This is a genomic window from Symbiopectobacterium sp. Eva_TO, assembly GCF_053848865.1.
This window is the reverse complement of the sequence record NZ_JBSPEY010000004.1, coordinates 1,181,285-1,195,947: the sequence shown is the minus strand read 5'-3', so window position 1 is coordinate 1,195,947 and position 14,663 is coordinate 1,181,285. Positions and strand designations below refer to the sequence as shown.

Here is a 14,663-nt window from a genome sequence, read left to right as displayed (position 1 = left end):
TACTTATACAAAACACGAGGTAACTCTCATGCTTCATACTAACAATCCCATCATCAAACACAAAGCCGGCCTGCTCAATCTCGCCGAAGAACTCGGTAACGTATCAAAAGCCTGTAAAATCATGGGGGTGTCACGCGACACGTTTTATCGCTATCAGGAACTGGCGGCAGAAGGCAGCATTGACGCTCTGGTTAACCAAAACCGCCGGGTTCCCAACCTGAAAAACCGTGCTGATGAAGCCACTGAACGTGCGGTTGTTGATTACGCCATTGAGTTCCCGGCTCATGGCCAGCACCGGACCAGTAATGAGCTGCGTAAAAAAGGCGTCTTCATTTCTGGCAGCGGTGTGCGCTCCATCTGGCAACGACACGATCTGGAAAACTTTCGTAAGCGCCTGAAGGCACTTGAAGAAAAAGTTGCCAGAGAAGGCATCGTACTTACTGATGCTCAAATCGCTGCACTGGAGAAGAAGGCGCACGACGACGAAGCCTGTGGTGAAATAGAGACTGCTCACCCGGGTTATCTGGGGTCGCAGGACACCTTCTACGTGGGTAATCTGAAAGGTGTTGGCCGTATCTACCAGCAGACGTTCGTGGATACGTACTCGAAAGTGGCGCACTGCAAGCTTTACACGAGTAAAGCACCGATCTCTGCCGCCGACCTGCTCAATGATCGCGTGCTGCCGTTCTACGAAGCTCAGGGGCTGCCAATGCTAAGAATACTGACGGACAGGGGGACGGAGTACTGCGGTAAAGTGGAACAACATGACTATCAGCTGTACTTGGCTATCAACGATATAGACCATACGAAAACGAAAGCGATGTCTCCGCAGACAAACGGTATCTGCGAGCGCTTCCATAAAACTATTTTGCAGGATTTTTATCAGGTTGCGTTCCGTAAGACGTTATACGAGGACCTAGAAAGTCTACAAAAGGATCTGGACAACTGGTTGTGGCATTACAATAATGAGCGAACTCATCAGGGTAAAATGTGCTGCGGGCGTACGCCAATGGCCACGTTACTTGATGGTAAACGAGTCTGGGCAGAAAAAAATCTGAACCAGATTTAATCTGACAGACACCTGTATAAATAACCGGTAACTGTCAGATCAGGTCTGAGCTAATACATCTTAGGCATACTTGGGCGAGTTGGTTAATCCAGTCTGGTGTACCTCTACCAGCATTGCAAGAAATGGGGGGATGGGAAAGTATACAAATGGTGAAAAGGTATGCTCATTTATCCCCTGCACACTTGCAAATACACGCTAAAAACATTGATGCCATACTCGGGTTTCATGTCACTAATATGACACTTAAGAAAGTTACATAAGATATCATCAACTGTAACTCCTTGTTTTAATTGGTGGGTCGTGCAGGATTCGAACCTGCGACCAATTGATTAAAAGTCAACGGCTCTACCGACTGAGCTAACGACCCATCATGGTGCTACTTCGGCGTTTTCACCTTGCCTTGGCAACGGCGGCATATATTACTAACTTATCAGCTCAGTGCAACCTATTTTCCTGAAAAACGGTTCAACTGCTTAATCATCAAACGACAAAGCACAAAAATCGCTCATGGCGCGCAATTTTTGTGCCTGGAAAGGGGTTAGAGCCCAGTCAGCCGTTTTTGCGCCTGCTTGGCGCTTTCGGTATTGGGATACTGTTTGATGACCTGCTGGTAGACAGCCTTCGCTTTATCCGTCTGCCCCTTTTCCTGCATGATCACCCCAACCTTGAGTAAGGCTTCGGAGCTTTTAGGGGATTTTGGGTAATTTTTGACCACGTTCGCAAAATAGTAAGCGGCGTCGTCTTTCTTACCTTTGTTGTAGTTCAACTGGCCCAGCCAATAGTTGGCATTCGGCTGATAAGTTGAATCAGGGTATTTTTTGACAAATGCCTGAAAAGCGGCAATAGCCTGATCGTACTGCTTTTTCTCTAGCACCAATGCCGCCGCAGCGTTGTAGTCGCTATTGGCATCACCGGTACTGGCCGGTGCAGCCGCCGCGCCCGCACCATTACTGGCGGGGCTGGAGGTAGACGCACCCGTATCCGTTGCTGGCGCAGAAGACGCCGACGGCGTTGACGACGAGGAGCCCATGCTATCCATTTGCTGATAGATTTGCTTCTGGCGTTCAACGACCTGATTCAACTGGTACTGATTTTCCTGAATCTGCCCACGCAAACTATCAATATCGCGCTGCGTATCAGAGAGCTGCTGCTGAAGTTGAGTTAATAACTGGCTATGAGCGTTAGAAATACGCTCCATTTGGGTGACACGGTCTTCCACCGAGCCAGAGCCGACATTACTGATTGGCGCTTGGGCAGTAGCGGCCCAAGGGACCGCTACGCCAACCAATAACGACAGACCCACGAGATGACGTCTGAAGTTACTGTTCATGCAATGCTCTTAGTATACCAGAACCGCACGACGGTTTTTGGACCATGCAGCTTCGTCATGACCCAGAACCGCAGGTTTCTCTTTACCGTAAGAAACGATAGAGATCTGATCGGAAGAAACACCTTTGCCTTGCAGGTACATCTGAACAGCGTTAGCACGACGTTCACCCAGGGCGATGTTGTATTCCGGCGTACCGCGTTCATCCGCATGACCTTCGATAGTCACTTTGTAGGACGGGTTGCTGCGCAGGAAGGAAGCGTGCGCGTCCAGCATCTTAGCGAAGTCAGAACGGATATCGTACTTGTCCAGATCGAAGTATACGATGTTGTTGCGTTGCAGTTCTTGCATTTGCAGGCGAGCCTGCTCAGAAGAAGACATATTGCCGTTTTCATAACCGCTGCCTGCAGTGCCAACGGTAGACTGGTCATTGCCGTCTTTCTTGTGTGAACTACATGCGGCGATAGCCAGCACCGGCAGAGCCAACATCATGCCTTTCAGTACTTTATTGAATTGCATCTCTTATGTCCTTTGAAAAAATTATTTATGTTTATAAATACGGCGACCAGGCAGGGAATTTAACCTGTCCATCAGTTGCCGGAAGACGCGCTTTGAAACGTCCGTCAGTAGACACCAGTTGCAGCACAGAGCCCAGCCCTTGTTTAGAGCTGTAAATCACCATCGTGCCGTTCGGTGCGATACTCGGCGTTTCGTCCAGATAGGTGCCCGTAATGACTTGAACGGCCCCCGTCACTAGATCTTGTGTAGCAATATGCTGGGCACCACCGTTGGAGCTCACCATCACTAGCATTTTGCCATCGTCACTGACTTCTGAGTCCTGATTCTGCGCCCCTTCCCAGGTGATACGCTGCGGAGCTCCGCCATTGACGTTAATTTTGTAGACTTGCGGACGTCCAGCCTGATCCGAAGTATATGCCAAAGTTTGGCTATCGGGGAACCAGGTTGGTTCAGTATTGTTGCTGCGACCATCCGTCACTTGACGGATCTGACCGGAGCCGATGTCCATGACATACAGGTTCAGGCTGCCGCTTTTGGAAAGTGCAAAGGCCAGTTTGCTGCCATCCGGGGAAAACGCCGGAGCACCGTTGTGACGCGGGAAGGACGCAACCTGACGGATTGCACCATTAGCCAACGTTTGAATCACCAGCGCAGAACGACCGCTTTCAAAGGTAACGTATGCCACTTTGCTGCCATCCGGCGACCAGGCCGGAGACATCAGCGGTTCTGGAGAACGGTGCACTACAAACTGGTTGTAGCCATCATAATCAGATACACGCAGTTCGTAAGGGAACTGACCGCCGTTGGTCTGCACCACATAGGCGATACGGGTACGGAAAGCACCTTTGATACCGGTTAGCTTCTGGAACACTTCATCACTGGCGGTATGCGCGGCATAACGCAGCCATTGCTTGGTGACCTTGAACTGGTTTTGCGCCAATACGCTGCCTGGGTTACCCGAGGTATCAACCAGTTGATAAGAGATCACGTAGCTACCGTCTGCACCCGGCTGAACCTGACCCACGATGACGGAGTCAATCCCCAGCGCCGTCCAGGCAGCAGGCGTGACTTCCGAGGCAGAACCCGGCTGCTGCGGCATACGGCTGGGATCGATCGGATTGAATTTACCGCTGTTGCGCAGATCCACACCAACGATACCGCCAATATCTTCCGGCGCTGCGCCGCCGCCAGCCCACTTGAACGGAACCACGGCGATAGGACGTGCCGAGTCAACCCCTTGGGTAATCTCGATACGCACTTCGGCGTGTAGCGCTGTGACCCACAGCATTAAAAAACCTAGTGCAACTTTACATGCCTGCTTCATTTCATCTCCCTTATCCAGAGGTATCGCCTCGGATAAATTAGCAGCATTTTAACAAACCGGTATCACCAAAACACAATACCCGTGGGTGGTGCTATCATCCTTGTCCTAAAGGTACCATGCGGCACCGTTAGCATCGTACTGCACGCCACGATTATTGCGGTTTGAAATCAATCGGTGCGTTTTTGAAAGCTTCATACACATCCGTGCTTGGCGGCTTCGGTATTCTTGCCTGCTTGGCTGCGGCAATCGCCGCCTGACACAGTGCCGGGTCTCCACTTTCCGCTTCAACGGAAACGAGCAGACCGTCCGGTGCCAGTTTGATGCGCAATGTACAGGTTTTACCCCGATAAAGCTGCCAGTCATAAAATTTACTCTGGATCGCCGCGCGCACCTGGCCGCCATAACTGTCCAGTGCGGCGCCTGAGGCACCGCTCTTTTTCGCCGCGCCGGCACCGGCTGGCGCACCGCCACCTGATTTAGGCGCGTTTTTCGACGACGCCAAACCACCGAGAAGATCGTCAACGGAATCAGACTGTGCAGCAGCTTCTGCGGCGGCTTTTTTATCCACAGCCGCCTTGGCTTTTGCATCTGCTGCGGCTTTAGCTTTCGCCTTGGCTTCTGCATCCGCATTGGCTTTCGCATCAGCTACCGCTTTGGCCTTTGCTTCTTCTTCAGCCTGCTTTTTCGCGGCAGCAGCAGCGGCTGCCTGTTTCTTCACTTCTTCTTCAGCTTTTTTCTTCGCGTCAGCGGCTGCTTTGGCTTGTTGTTCAGCTTCGGCTTTCGCCTTCGCGGCAGCGGCTTCCGCCTGCTTACGCTGCTCGGCCTGTTCTTGCGCCTGCTGCTTGGCGTCCTCTTGCGCTTGAAGACGTTCTTTCTCAAGCTCTTTTAAACGCTGTTGCTCAGCAGCCTGCTTTTGCTGCAACTCTTCAGCTTGCTGCTCAGCCTGCTTTTTACGCAACTGTTCCGCGCGTTTTGCATCACTCTGCTGCTGCTGCTGGCGGTTGTACTGTTCAACGACGGCATTGGGATCAACCATTACCGCATCGATTGCCGAGCCGCCACCGCCGCCGCCACTGGCATCCATAGAGGAGTGGAATGAGCTCCACACCAGCAAAGCAATCAGTATGATGTGCAAAACGGCCGAGACAATAATGGCGTGTTTTAGCTTATCAGGTTTTTCGGTGGCCTTTAGCACAAGCGGTTCCCAAATACTGTGTTACCGTAATAAACGATTGCCAGAAAAAACATCACGCTTTGACTGCAACGCATTGATTATATAGGCTGAGTCATCAGACCTACTGATTTGACCCCAGCCAGGCGCAGCAAGTTCAGCGCTTTGATGATCTCATCATAAGGCACGTCTTTCGCGCCCCCGATCAGAAACACCGACTTGGGGTTTTCAGCCATACGCGCCTGGGCTTCCGCCACAATCTGCTCAGCGGGAAGTTGTTCCATCCGCTTTTGTTCAATAACCAGACTGTACTGACCGACGCCAGACACTTCGACAATCACCGGTGGATTATCGTTGCTGGAGACGGTTTTGGAATCTGTTGCATCAGGCAAATCCACTTCCACGCTCTGTGTGATGATGGGGGCCGTTGCCATGAAGATCAGCAACAACACAAGCAGCACGTCCAGTAATGGAACGATGTTAATTTCGGATTTTAGATCCCGGCGACCACGTGAACGAGCCATGCTGCCTCCTGATTACTTACTACTTTCAGTGAAGGCCTGACGATGCAGGATAGTGATGAACTCTTCCATGAAGTTGTCGTAGTTCTGCTCCAGTTTATTCACACGCTGATTCAGGCGGTTATAGGCCATTACCGCTGGGATCGCCGCAAACAGACCGATGGCGGTTGCGATCAGTGCTTCGGCAATACCCGGAGCAACCATTTGCAACGTGGCCTGCTTAACCGCCCCCAACGCGATAAAGGCGTGCATGATCCCCCATACCGTACCAAACAGGCCGATATACGGGCTGATAGAGGCAACAGTACCCAAAAACGGGATGTGGGTTTCCAGCATTTCCAGTTCGCGGTTAAGGGAAATGCACATGGCACGAGAAGCGCCCTCTACCATCGCCTCTGGCGCATGGCTGTTAGCCCGATGCAAGCGGGCAAATTCTTTGAAGCCGGAATAGAAGATCTGCTCTGAACCTGCCAGCGAATCGCGGCGCGTCTGGCTTTCCTGATACAGTCGGGAGAGTTCAATGCCTGACCAGAATTTATCTTCAAAGGCTTCAGCTTCACGCGTGGCAGTGTTCAAAATGCGCGTGCGTTGGATGATGATCGCCCAAGAGGCGATAGAAAAACCAATCAAAACCAGCATGATAAGTTTCACTAAAAGACTGGCTTTCAGGAACAAATCAAGGATATTCATGTCAGTCACTGCTGAAACTCCGCGACAATAGACTTAGGAAGCGCGATGGGCTTCATGTGATGTGGATCGATACAAGCGATCAATACTTCGGCCTGACTCAACAGATCGCCGTGAGAATTGAGAATACGCTGAGCAAACGTGAGAGAAGCACCGCGTATCACTGTGATTTCACTCTCTACGTTCAATAAATCATCCAGACGCGCCGGAGAAAAATACTCGACCGCCATACGACGCACAGCGAAAGCCACATGCTCTTCCAGCAAGGCGCACTGATGAAAGCCGTGCTGGCGTAACATTTCTGTCCGCGCACGCTCATAGAAGGCGATATAACGGGCGTGATACACCACGCCACCGGCGTCTGTGTCTTCATAGTAGACACGTACAGGCCAACGAAACAACGTATTGCTCACTCTACATCCCGGTAATACAACGAAACACCGCTACTATACGCAAGATAAATGAGGTTTGGAATGGGTTGCTTAGAGGGAAATTAAATAATTATGGGTTGCGGGCAACCCATAACCAAACGGAATAGGCCATACCCGTCATACTTCGAGCTGTAGGTGCGTTGGTTACGCTCACTCACCCAAATCACTTACCTAAGTAAGTTCATTGAGATTCGCTCCCTTGCCGCCTGCCTACAACTCGAATGATTTAAGATAGATACTAGCGAAAGAAGTAAATAAGCCCTGCGAGCAGGATCACAAAGGCAGGAAAAGGCGCAAAAATCACGCGCCACAGCAGGCGTTGCTGGCGAAACCCTACCCCGTATATCACACTGGTACAAACGGCCCATACCAGCAACGGGCCTTGCCACACGTCCAACGCGCTGGTACGTGCAGCAAAGCGTGTCGGGTCCCACATCACACAGCCCGCCATCAGCAACGCCATGAGCAGGGCAAGAACCCGCAACGGGCCCTTGTCCATCAGTTGGTAGAGTTTATCAACCAGACTGCTCATTGCGCGTTGTCTTCTGCCGCTTTCGCTTTAGTTGCTTCACTCTGCTCTAACGCCAGAGCGGTAATAATCCCCAGCGAGCAAGCAAGAAGCGTTCCGAGTATCCAGGCAAAATACCACATCATTAAGCTCCTTACTTAGTACAGAGAGTGGGTGTTCTGTTCAATATGCTCTTTGGTAATGCGACCGAACATTTTGTAGTAACACCATGCCGTATAAGAGAGCACGATGGGTACAAAAATAATGGCGACGATCGTCATCACTTTCAGCGTGTACAAGCTGGAGGTGGCATCCCACATGGTCAGGCTTACGTTCGGTTGCGTGATGGAAGGCATCACAAACGGGAACATGGCAACCCCATCGGTCAGGATAACGCAGGCGATAGTCAGCGAGCTGAACAGGAAAGCCAGTCCGCCCTTGTTCGCACGCGCCATCGCGATGGTCAGCAGCGGCAGCACCACACCCAGCAACGGGATAGCCCACAGCACCGGATGCGCGGTAAAGTTCGCTAACCAGGCCCCGGCCTGATGCGCCACTTCTTTGTGCAGCGGGTTAGACTCAGCCGCCTTGTCCAACACGGAGGTGATGGTATAGCCGTCAATACCGTAGATTACCCACAAGCCGGCCAACGCAAAGGTCACCATCATTACCAACGCCGACAGTTGAGCTGCACCTTTCGAGCGCACATACAGATCGCCATTGGTACGCATCATCAAGTAGGTAGCACCTTGCGCCAGGATCATGGTCAGGCTGACAATGCCCGCCAACAGGCCAAACGGGTTCAGCAGTTGGAAGAAGTTACCGGTGTAGAACAAGCGAGCATTGGCATCGATATGGAACGGTACGCCCTGCAACAGGTTACCGAACGCCACACCAATCACCACTGGCGGCGCAAAGCTACCGATGAAGATGCCCCAGTCCCACATATTGCGCCAGCGCGCGTCTTCCAGTTTGGAGCGGTAGTCAAAACCGATCGGACGGAAGAACAGCGATGCCAGTACCAGGATCATTGCGATATAGAAACCGGAGAATGCTGCGGCATACACCATCGGCTAGGCAGCAAACAGCGCCCCGCCCGCGGTGATCAGCCACACCTGATTACCGTCCCAGTGTGGAGCGATACTGTTAATCATGATACGGCGTTCTACATCATTACGCCCCATCACGCGCACCAGCACGCCAATCAACAGCCACCAGATAAAACGTAATACTTCATATTCAAACATAGTGGACTCCTGTTTACCGTGCGTCCTGAGCCAGCGTCAACGGCTGTTCAAAGTGGTAACGCCCTGTTTTCAGGCTGCTTGGGCCGAGGCGCGCGAATTTGAACATCAAATACATTTCGGCGACCAGGAACAGCTTATACAAACCGCAGATCAAGCCCATCGATAGCAGAATGTCACCCGCCGTCAGCGAAGAGTTCGCTACCGCCGTGGGCAGCACTTCACCGATAGCCCACGGTTGGCGACCGTACTCGGCAACAAACCAACCAGCTTCAACCGCAATCCACGGTAACGGAATACCGAACAAGGCAGCGCGCAATAGCAGCTTGTTTTTACCGATATGGTTTCTGATAACGCTCCAGAAAGACAGGCCGATAATCAGCAGCATCAGCACGCCACAGGCCACCATGATGCGGAACGAGAAGTAGAGCGGCGCAACGCGAGGAATAGAGTCCTTAGTTGCCTGCTGAATTTGTGCTTCAGTCGCATTAGCAACGTCCGCGGTGTAACGTTTGAGCAGCATGCCATAACCCAGATCCTGTTTGGACTGGTTAAAGGCTTCACGCACAGCCGGATCGGTATTACCCGCGCGCAACTGCTCCAGCAACTCATACGCTTTCATGCCGTTGCGAATACGTACCTGGTGACCATCCATCAGTTCACGCAGCCCCAGTACCACGCCGTACGTCGAACGCGTGGCAATAAGCCCCAGCATAAACGGAATGCGCACAGCGAACTGGTTCTCCATTCTCTCCTGATTGGGAATGGCGAACAGCGTAAAGCTGGCAGGTGCCGGTTGGGTTTCCCACTCGGCTTCAATCGCGGCCAGTTTGGTTTTTTGGACGTCGCCCATTTCATAACCGGATTCATCACCCAGTACGATAACTGACAGCACCGCTGCGGTACCGAAGCTGGCAGCAATGGCAAATGAGCGTTTGGCAAAGGCCAAGTCACGCCCCTTAAGCAGATAGTAAGCACTGATGCCCAGAATGAACATGGCACCCGTGGTATAACCAGCAGCGACGGTATGAACGAACTTCACCTGCGCAACCGGGTTCAACACCAGTTGAGAGAAGCTCACCATTTCCATACGCATGGTTTCGAAATTGAATTCAGAAGCGATGGGGTTTTGCATCCAGCCGTTTGCGACCAAAATCCACAGCGCGGAGAAGTTAGACCCCAACGCCACCAACCAGGTCACGGCCATGTGTTGCACTTTGCCCAGGCGATCCCAGCCAAAGAAGAACAAGCCAACAAACGTTGATTCGAGGAAGAACGCCATCAGGCCTTCGATAGCCAGCGGCGCGCCGAAAATGTCCCCGACATAGTGGGAGAAATAGGACCAGTTAGTACCGAACTGGAACTCCATGGTCAGCCCGGTGGCCACGCCCAGCGCAAAGTTGATACCAAACAACTTGCCCCAGAACTTGGTCATATCCTTGTAGATTTGTTTGCCCGTCAGCACATAGACCGTTTCCATGATCGCCAACAAAAACGCCATCCCCAGCGTTAATGGTACGAAAAGGAAATGGTACATCGCGGTTAAGGCAAACTGTAAACGTGACAGTTCGACTATATCAAACATCTTGACTCCTTGCTCCTCGCAGGAAGGTTTTAGCTTGTAAATGGCTTTGTTGAATAAATCAGAACTTGTAACGACTGTGCCCCAGGTCGATTGTTACGTGATGCGAATACTGTTCGGCATTCCTAATAGCGTGATCCGGTTAAGCGCTTTGACCATCGCCATGGCTTCACCCACCTGAGCATCGTAGTCACGCAGACTTAGATGACCACCCAGAAGCGTTTTGAACCGGAACATGGCCGTTTCAGCCACTGAGCGTCGGTGATAGCCCACTTTATTTTTCCAGGTATCCTTGCTGCCGCTCAGGCGCTGATTTGCAACAGCGAGGTTACGCTCGTGGTAGTGGTCCGGCCAATATTGCGCCCCCCTTCGCGGCGGGATAAGCGGCCTTATTTTCTTCCTCAGCAGAGCATCATGGCAGTAACCTGTATCGTAAGCGCCGTCAGCCGATGCCTCTCTGATTTTTCGGTGGGTCTGGTTTATCAGTGCCGGTAGAGCCTGGGCATCAGTCGTACCACTGAGCGACAAATCCGCACAGATAATCTCATGCGTCGCACTGTCTACTGCCAGATGCAGCTTACGCCACACCCTGCGTCTGTCGGCACCATGCTGCCGGACTTTCCATTCGCCTTCGCCAAAGACCTTCAGGCCGGTTCCATCAATGACCAGATGTTAGATTTCACCACGGGTTGGCGTTTTATGCTGATGTTCACTGTCTTTGCTCGCTTGCTGAGCAGCGAATAGTCTGGACAATGCAGCGACAATTTAATCAGTTTAAAAATCGAGTCAACAAAACCCTGTAAAGCCCTCAATGAATCTATGGTCACCCCCATTTTTGCAACACTGATCTTTGATTAATGGTGGGCTTGCTTAAATCTATCCGACGTCTTTATGGCCAAGGATGCCCGCGCCACGATGAGTTTCGCACCTGATATTCCTAAAAAGGCCATCGGCTTCATTGAGCCATTTTCATTTTTTGGTTTTATATCAGGCCGTCAGGCCGTTCATGTCATCAATAATCAGTCTTCGCAAAACCAGATGGGTAACTTCGTTAAATTGCTGACTGTTAGACCAGCATTACTGTTCAAACACGGTATTTCGTGTCGTTATTGCCCAAGCTATTCGAGCTAATTTATTTGCTAATGCACAGCACACAACGCAAGAATGTTTCCTGCCCAACTGAGACCTTACCCAATCAGCTAATCTCCCTGATTGATGGTCAATTCTTAGGATAAATACCCGCGCACATTGAACAAGCAATCGGCGAAGGTTTTTATCTCCACGCTTGCTAATACCCAGCAGAGTATTCTTCCCTCCAGTACTGTATTGGCGGGGTACAAGACCGGTGGAAGCGGCAAAATTACGACTGTTTTCATATTGCTTGCCATCGCCTAACTGTGATGACAAAACGCTGGCTGTTATTGGTCCAACACCAGGGATGGTCATTAAATGCTGGCCAGTTTCATCTAGGCAGTGTCCCTTAATTACATAACCTCTGGTAAAACAGGCGGATGCAGCCCAGTTTCAACATTGCCAGATAATTCCTCGCCGTTTTGTCGTAACGTGTCGCAATGCGACGGTATTCTTTCAGACGACCAAAGCACCGCTCAACAACGTTCCGATTGCGGTAAGCGTCACGATCGAGCTTTGAACGACCATCCACCGCCATTTTTTCAGTGGATTTTCGGGGGATGACAGTTTTTATACCTCTGTTTTTCAGCTCGTTACGTAATACATGCCCGGAGTACGCCTTGTCAGCGAGTACCGCATGACCACGGCGTTTCATACTGCCGTTCTGGCGTTGAACACCAATACCGCCCAAAAGACGTAGTGCAAACTGACTTTCATGAGCCTGACCGGGGCTCAACACGATGTTTAACGGAAGACCACTTCCGTCTGTAGCCATATGGATTTTGGTGCCAAAACCACCTCGAGAGCGACCCAGCCCATTATCTCCGGTGATATCGGGATGTTTTTTTGAGCACCGGCAGCACATTTCAGCGCCCTGATATTGCTACCATCCAGCGCAGTCGCTGACCAGTCCACGAGGCCATGGGCATCAAGTGATGAAAGTAACTTATTGAAAATAAGGTTAATGACTCCCGATTTTGACCATCGGTTAAAGCGGTTATAAACGGTTTTCCATGGGCCGTATCGCTCAGGTAAATCACGCCATGGGGCACCAGAGCACAGCCCCCAGAACATGCCATTGATAATCATGCGATGCTCAGCCCATGGGCGTCCGGCCTGTGGTGTTGCTAGTTCAGCAGGGAGTAAGGGCTGGATGATAGCCCATGCTTCATCGGGAAGGTCGTAGCGAGTCGTAGTTCAAAATTATCTAGAAACAAACAGTTAGTATAACTCATGGGATTAAGGGACACAGCCTAGAGAGAGTGCCTGCCCAAGTTCTCTTTCGAGCTCTGCTATCTGCCCAACCAAATATTGGTAATGATCGTGTAATCGAAGCAGCAACTGTGCCAGATAAGGTGGCAAGTCATTATCAGCCAGAACAGCTGAAAGCCTTTTGATTACCGCAATACCTTTCGGCATGCTGAGACCAAACTCCAGTAAAAAAGCATGCATTTGGTTAGTCGTTTTAACGTTGTCTCTGACCAACGACTCCCTGACGCGATGCAAGGCTCGCATAGCCTGCTGAGCCTCAGTTCTTGGCTGCACAAACCGCATGGAAGGGCGTGATCCGGCTTCGCATATTGCGTCGGCATCAACGAAATCGTTCTTGTTGCTCTTGACAAAAGGGCGGACAAACTGCGGAGAGATCAACTTTACTTCATGCCCCAGCTCACTGATCCGACGAGCCATAAAATGGGCACCGGCGCAGGCTTCCATTACAACGGTAGTAGGTGTACACGTAGCCAGAAACTCGATGAGTTTGGTGCGGGTAAACTTTTTCCGCAGTAATGCCTTGCCTGATTTATCCTGACAATGAATGTGAAAAGAATGTTTGCCGAGATCGATACCAATAAGCGTGACGTTTTGCATGATGGCCTTCTCCATAAAGAAACACCCTGTCAGCGTACCGCTCACAGGGTGGGGGTGACCATCTCATTAGGCCAAACACGCGTTTCATCATCAGGACTGTGGTGATGGCCATATCTGAGTAGTGGAGTGGTCGTCCACGCCGTTCAGTAGTCGTTTTTTCCGTCCATGCAGCAATGGCTGATTCATCTAAATAACTGTTCCGAATAGTAGATCACCTGAAGGGAACTCAGTCCGAGTTGAGCGATCTGATCAATCGATAAAGATCCCAAATCATCAACCGGACTTAGCGATGTCGAGCATAGCACCGATACCCCGTAACGAACGACGCCTGATGAAGAAAACTCTCCATAAAACGCGTGACAAGAATCATGCCCGCAGGCTGACCGCCATCCTGATGTTGCACCGGGGCGAGCGCGTGAGCGATGTCGCCAGAATGCTTTGCTGCGCCCGTTCGTCAATCGGCAGATGGATTAACTGGCTCACCCTGTACGGCATTGAAGGCCTCAAATCTCTGCGGCCCGGTCGTGGCCGTCGCTGGCCGTTTGAACAGATCTGCGCACTGTTAATCCAGCTCGTAAAGCGTTCCCCTCATGATTTTGGCTATCAGCGTTCGCGCTGGAGCACGGAACTGCTAGCGATAAAAATCAATGAGATAACCGGTTGCCAGTTGCATGCTTCCACGGTGCGCCGTTGGCGGCCTTCTGCCGGTCTGGTGTGGCGACGCGCAGCTCCTACGCTGCGTATCCGCGACCCGCATAAGGAAGAAAAAATGGAGGCCATCGCGATGGTGCTGGAACAATGCAGCGCGGAACATCCCGTCTTTTACGAAGACGAAGTGGATATTTATCTGAATCCCAAAATTGGCGCGGACTGGCAGGTTCGCGGGAAGCAGAAACGCATCGTGACGCCGGGCCAGAACGAGAAATATTATCTGTCGGGTGCATTACACAGCGGGACGGGAAAAGTCAGCTATGTTGGAGGAAACAGTAAAAGTTCGTGTTTTTATCAGTATGTTAGAGCATCTGAGAGCAACGTACAGACGGGCAAAAACGCTCACGCTGATAGTTGATAACTACATTATTCACAAAAGCCGGGAGACGCAGCGCTGGCTGGAAGAAAACCCGAAATTCAGGGTTATTTATCAGCCGGTGTACTCACCATGGGTAAATCATGTAGAGCGGTTATGGCAGGCGTTGCATGAAACCATTACCCGCAATCATCAATGCTGTTCAATGTGGCAGTGACTGAACAAGGTTCGCCGCTTCATGGAAACCGTCAGC

The 14,663-nt window shown here is 51.3% G+C and carries 15 protein-coding genes, 1 tRNA gene and 6 pseudogenes; 5 read left to right on the top strand and 17 right to left on the bottom strand.

From position 1 onward, the window contains the following. Positions 1-28 precede the first annotated feature (28 nt). The gene (locus tag ACWWJF_RS08225) at positions 29-1,069 is read left to right on the top strand and encodes an IS481 family transposase (protein ID WP_455869181.1); all 1,041 of its coding nucleotides are present in this window, start codon (positions 29-31) and stop codon (positions 1,067-1,069) included. Positions 1,070-1,128: 59 nt separating this feature from the next. Beyond that, positions 1,129-1,329: pseudogene (locus ACWWJF_RS08220) on the top strand (tyrosine-type recombinase/integrase); the annotation flags it as partial. Positions 1,330-1,360: 31 nt separating this feature from the next. Here ACWWJF_RS08220 and ACWWJF_RS08215 read toward each other — a convergent pair. From ACWWJF_RS08215 to ACWWJF_RS08155, 13 genes and pseudogenes are all read right to left on the bottom strand, one after another. After that, a tRNA-Lys gene (locus tag ACWWJF_RS08215) sits at positions 1,361-1,436 on the bottom strand. 171 nt (positions 1,437-1,607) lie between these two features. After that, on the bottom strand, positions 1,608-2,399 hold the full coding sequence (gene cpoB / locus ACWWJF_RS08210; RefSeq protein WP_455869180.1) for a cell division protein CpoB: 792 nt from the start codon (positions 2,397-2,399) through the stop codon (positions 1,608-1,610). Between the two features lie 9 nt (positions 2,400-2,408). Next, positions 2,409-2,915: a peptidoglycan-associated lipoprotein Pal gene (gene pal / locus ACWWJF_RS08205; RefSeq protein ID WP_455869179.1), complete on the bottom strand. Its 507-nt coding sequence runs from the start codon at positions 2,913-2,915 to the stop codon at positions 2,409-2,411. 31 nt (positions 2,916-2,946) lie between these two features. Continuing rightward, entirely contained in the window at positions 2,947-4,239 is a 1,293-nt protein-coding gene (gene tolB, locus ACWWJF_RS08200; RefSeq protein WP_455869178.1) for a Tol-Pal system beta propeller repeat protein TolB, read from the bottom strand. A 151-nt stretch (positions 4,240-4,390) separates the two neighbouring features. Beyond that, complete coding sequence (gene tolA, locus ACWWJF_RS08195) at positions 4,391-5,434, bottom strand: cell envelope integrity protein TolA (protein WP_455869177.1); 1,044 nt, start codon at positions 5,432-5,434, stop codon at positions 4,391-4,393. 77 nt (positions 5,435-5,511) lie between these two features. After that, positions 5,512-5,934, bottom strand: coding sequence for a colicin uptake protein TolR (gene tolR, locus ACWWJF_RS08190; protein WP_455869176.1), 423 nt, complete (start codon positions 5,932-5,934; stop codon positions 5,512-5,514). A 12-nt stretch (positions 5,935-5,946) separates the two neighbouring features. Next, positions 5,947-6,630, bottom strand: a complete 684-nt coding sequence (tolQ, locus tag ACWWJF_RS08185; RefSeq protein ID WP_455869175.1) for a Tol-Pal system protein TolQ — start codon at positions 6,628-6,630, stop codon at positions 5,947-5,949. Beyond that, positions 6,627-7,031 (bottom strand): tol-pal system-associated acyl-CoA thioesterase, encoded by a 405-nt coding sequence (gene ybgC / locus ACWWJF_RS08180; protein WP_455869174.1) that lies wholly within the window; start codon positions 7,029-7,031, stop codon positions 6,627-6,629. The genes tolQ and ybgC overlap by 4 nt, the downstream gene beginning before the upstream one ends. A 256-nt stretch (positions 7,032-7,287) precedes the next feature. After that, on the bottom strand, positions 7,288-7,581 hold the full coding sequence (gene ybgE, locus ACWWJF_RS08175) for a cyd operon protein YbgE (protein WP_455869173.1): 294 nt from the start codon (positions 7,579-7,581) through the stop codon (positions 7,288-7,290). Continuing rightward, on the bottom strand, positions 7,578-7,700 hold the full coding sequence (cydX, locus tag ACWWJF_RS08170) for a cytochrome bd-I oxidase subunit CydX (RefSeq protein ID WP_195314819.1): 123 nt from the start codon (positions 7,698-7,700) through the stop codon (positions 7,578-7,580). Before cydX ends, ybgE begins: the two co-directional genes overlap by 4 nt. A 15-nt stretch (positions 7,701-7,715) precedes the next feature. Further along, positions 7,716-8,804 (bottom strand): annotated as a pseudogene (cydB, locus tag ACWWJF_RS08165) (cytochrome d ubiquinol oxidase subunit II). Positions 8,805-8,817: 13 nt separating this feature from the next. Next, positions 8,818-10,386 carry a cytochrome ubiquinol oxidase subunit I gene (gene cydA, locus ACWWJF_RS08160; RefSeq protein WP_455869172.1) on the bottom strand — a complete coding sequence of 523 codons (1,569 nt, stop codon included), beginning with the start codon at positions 10,384-10,386 and terminating at the stop codon, positions 8,818-8,820. A gap of 93 nt (positions 10,387-10,479) precedes the next feature. Further along, positions 10,480-11,195: pseudogene (locus ACWWJF_RS08155) on the bottom strand (IS5 family transposase); the annotation flags it as partial. 79 nt (positions 11,196-11,274) lie between these two features. Between ACWWJF_RS08155 and ACWWJF_RS08150 the strand changes: the two are divergent. Next, the gene (locus ACWWJF_RS08150) at positions 11,275-11,514 is read left to right on the top strand and encodes a hypothetical protein (protein WP_455868475.1); all 240 of its coding nucleotides are present in this window, start codon (positions 11,275-11,277) and stop codon (positions 11,512-11,514) included. On the opposite strand, the pseudogene ACWWJF_RS08145 reads toward ACWWJF_RS08150, so the two are convergent. The 4 genes and pseudogenes from ACWWJF_RS08145 to ACWWJF_RS08130 all read right to left on the bottom strand — a co-directional run. Continuing rightward, positions 11,461-11,850: pseudogene (locus ACWWJF_RS08145) on the bottom strand (transposase); the annotation flags it as partial. The gene ACWWJF_RS08150 and the pseudogene ACWWJF_RS08145 overlap by 54 nt on opposite strands. A 13-nt stretch (positions 11,851-11,863) precedes the next feature. Then, positions 11,864-12,672 (bottom strand): IS5 family transposase gene (locus ACWWJF_RS08140; RefSeq protein WP_455870994.1). Its coding sequence is split into 2 segments (ribosomal slippage): positions 11,864-12,363 and positions 12,363-12,672, totalling 810 coding nucleotides; the frame shifts between segments, so codons are not numbered across the junction. Positions 12,673-12,774: 102 nt separating this feature from the next. Further along, positions 12,775-13,383, bottom strand: a pseudogene (locus ACWWJF_RS08135) (IS110 family RNA-guided transposase); the annotation flags it as partial. A gap of 67 nt (positions 13,384-13,450) precedes the next feature. Further along, positions 13,451-13,576 (bottom strand): annotated as a pseudogene (locus ACWWJF_RS08130) (transposase); the annotation flags it as partial. A 96-nt stretch (positions 13,577-13,672) separates the two neighbouring features. Here ACWWJF_RS08130 and ACWWJF_RS08125 point away from each other — a divergent pair. Both ACWWJF_RS08125 and ACWWJF_RS08120 read left to right on the top strand, forming a co-directional pair. Next, entirely contained in the window at positions 13,673-14,452 is a 780-nt protein-coding gene (locus ACWWJF_RS08125; RefSeq protein WP_455869171.1) for an IS630 family transposase, read from the top strand. Further along, the gene (locus ACWWJF_RS08120) at positions 14,355-14,627 is read left to right on the top strand and encodes a transposase (protein ID WP_455869170.1); all 273 of its coding nucleotides are present in this window, start codon (positions 14,355-14,357) and stop codon (positions 14,625-14,627) included. The genes ACWWJF_RS08125 and ACWWJF_RS08120 overlap by 98 nt, the downstream gene beginning before the upstream one ends. Positions 14,628-14,663 lie beyond the last annotated feature (36 nt).

Excerpts from the sequence above, each read along its gene's own strand:
- ybgE (WP_455869173.1), bottom strand. The coding sequence starts at position 7,581 with ATGAGCAGTCTGGTTGATAAACTCTACCAACTGATGGACAAGGGCCCG.
- tolR (WP_455869176.1), bottom strand. The coding sequence starts at position 5,934 with ATGGCTCGTTCACGTGGTCGCCGGGATCTAAAATCCGAAATTAACATC.
- tolB (WP_455869178.1), bottom strand. The coding sequence starts at position 4,239 with ATGAAGCAGGCATGTAAAGTTGCACTAGGTTTTTTAATGCTGTGGGTC.
- cydX (WP_195314819.1), bottom strand. The coding sequence starts at position 7,700 with ATGTGGTATTTTGCCTGGATACTCGGAACGCTTCTTGCTTGCTCGCTG.
- ACWWJF_RS08120 (WP_455869170.1), top strand. The coding sequence starts at position 14,355 with ATGTTGGAGGAAACAGTAAAAGTTCGTGTTTTTATCAGTATGTTAGAG.
- ACWWJF_RS08225 (WP_455869181.1), top strand. The coding sequence starts at position 29 with ATGCTTCATACTAACAATCCCATCATCAAACACAAAGCCGGCCTGCTC.
- pal (WP_455869179.1), bottom strand. The coding sequence starts at position 2,915 with ATGCAATTCAATAAAGTACTGAAAGGCATGATGTTGGCTCTGCCGGTG.
- cpoB (WP_455869180.1), bottom strand. The coding sequence starts at position 2,399 with ATGAACAGTAACTTCAGACGTCATCTCGTGGGTCTGTCGTTATTGGTT.
- ACWWJF_RS08125 (WP_455869171.1), top strand. The coding sequence starts at position 13,673 with ATGTCGAGCATAGCACCGATACCCCGTAACGAACGACGCCTGATGAAG.
- ACWWJF_RS08150 (WP_455868475.1), top strand. The coding sequence starts at position 11,275 with ATGGCCAAGGATGCCCGCGCCACGATGAGTTTCGCACCTGATATTCCT.
- cydA (WP_455869172.1), bottom strand. The coding sequence starts at position 10,386 with ATGTTTGATATAGTCGAACTGTCACGTTTACAGTTTGCCTTAACCGCG.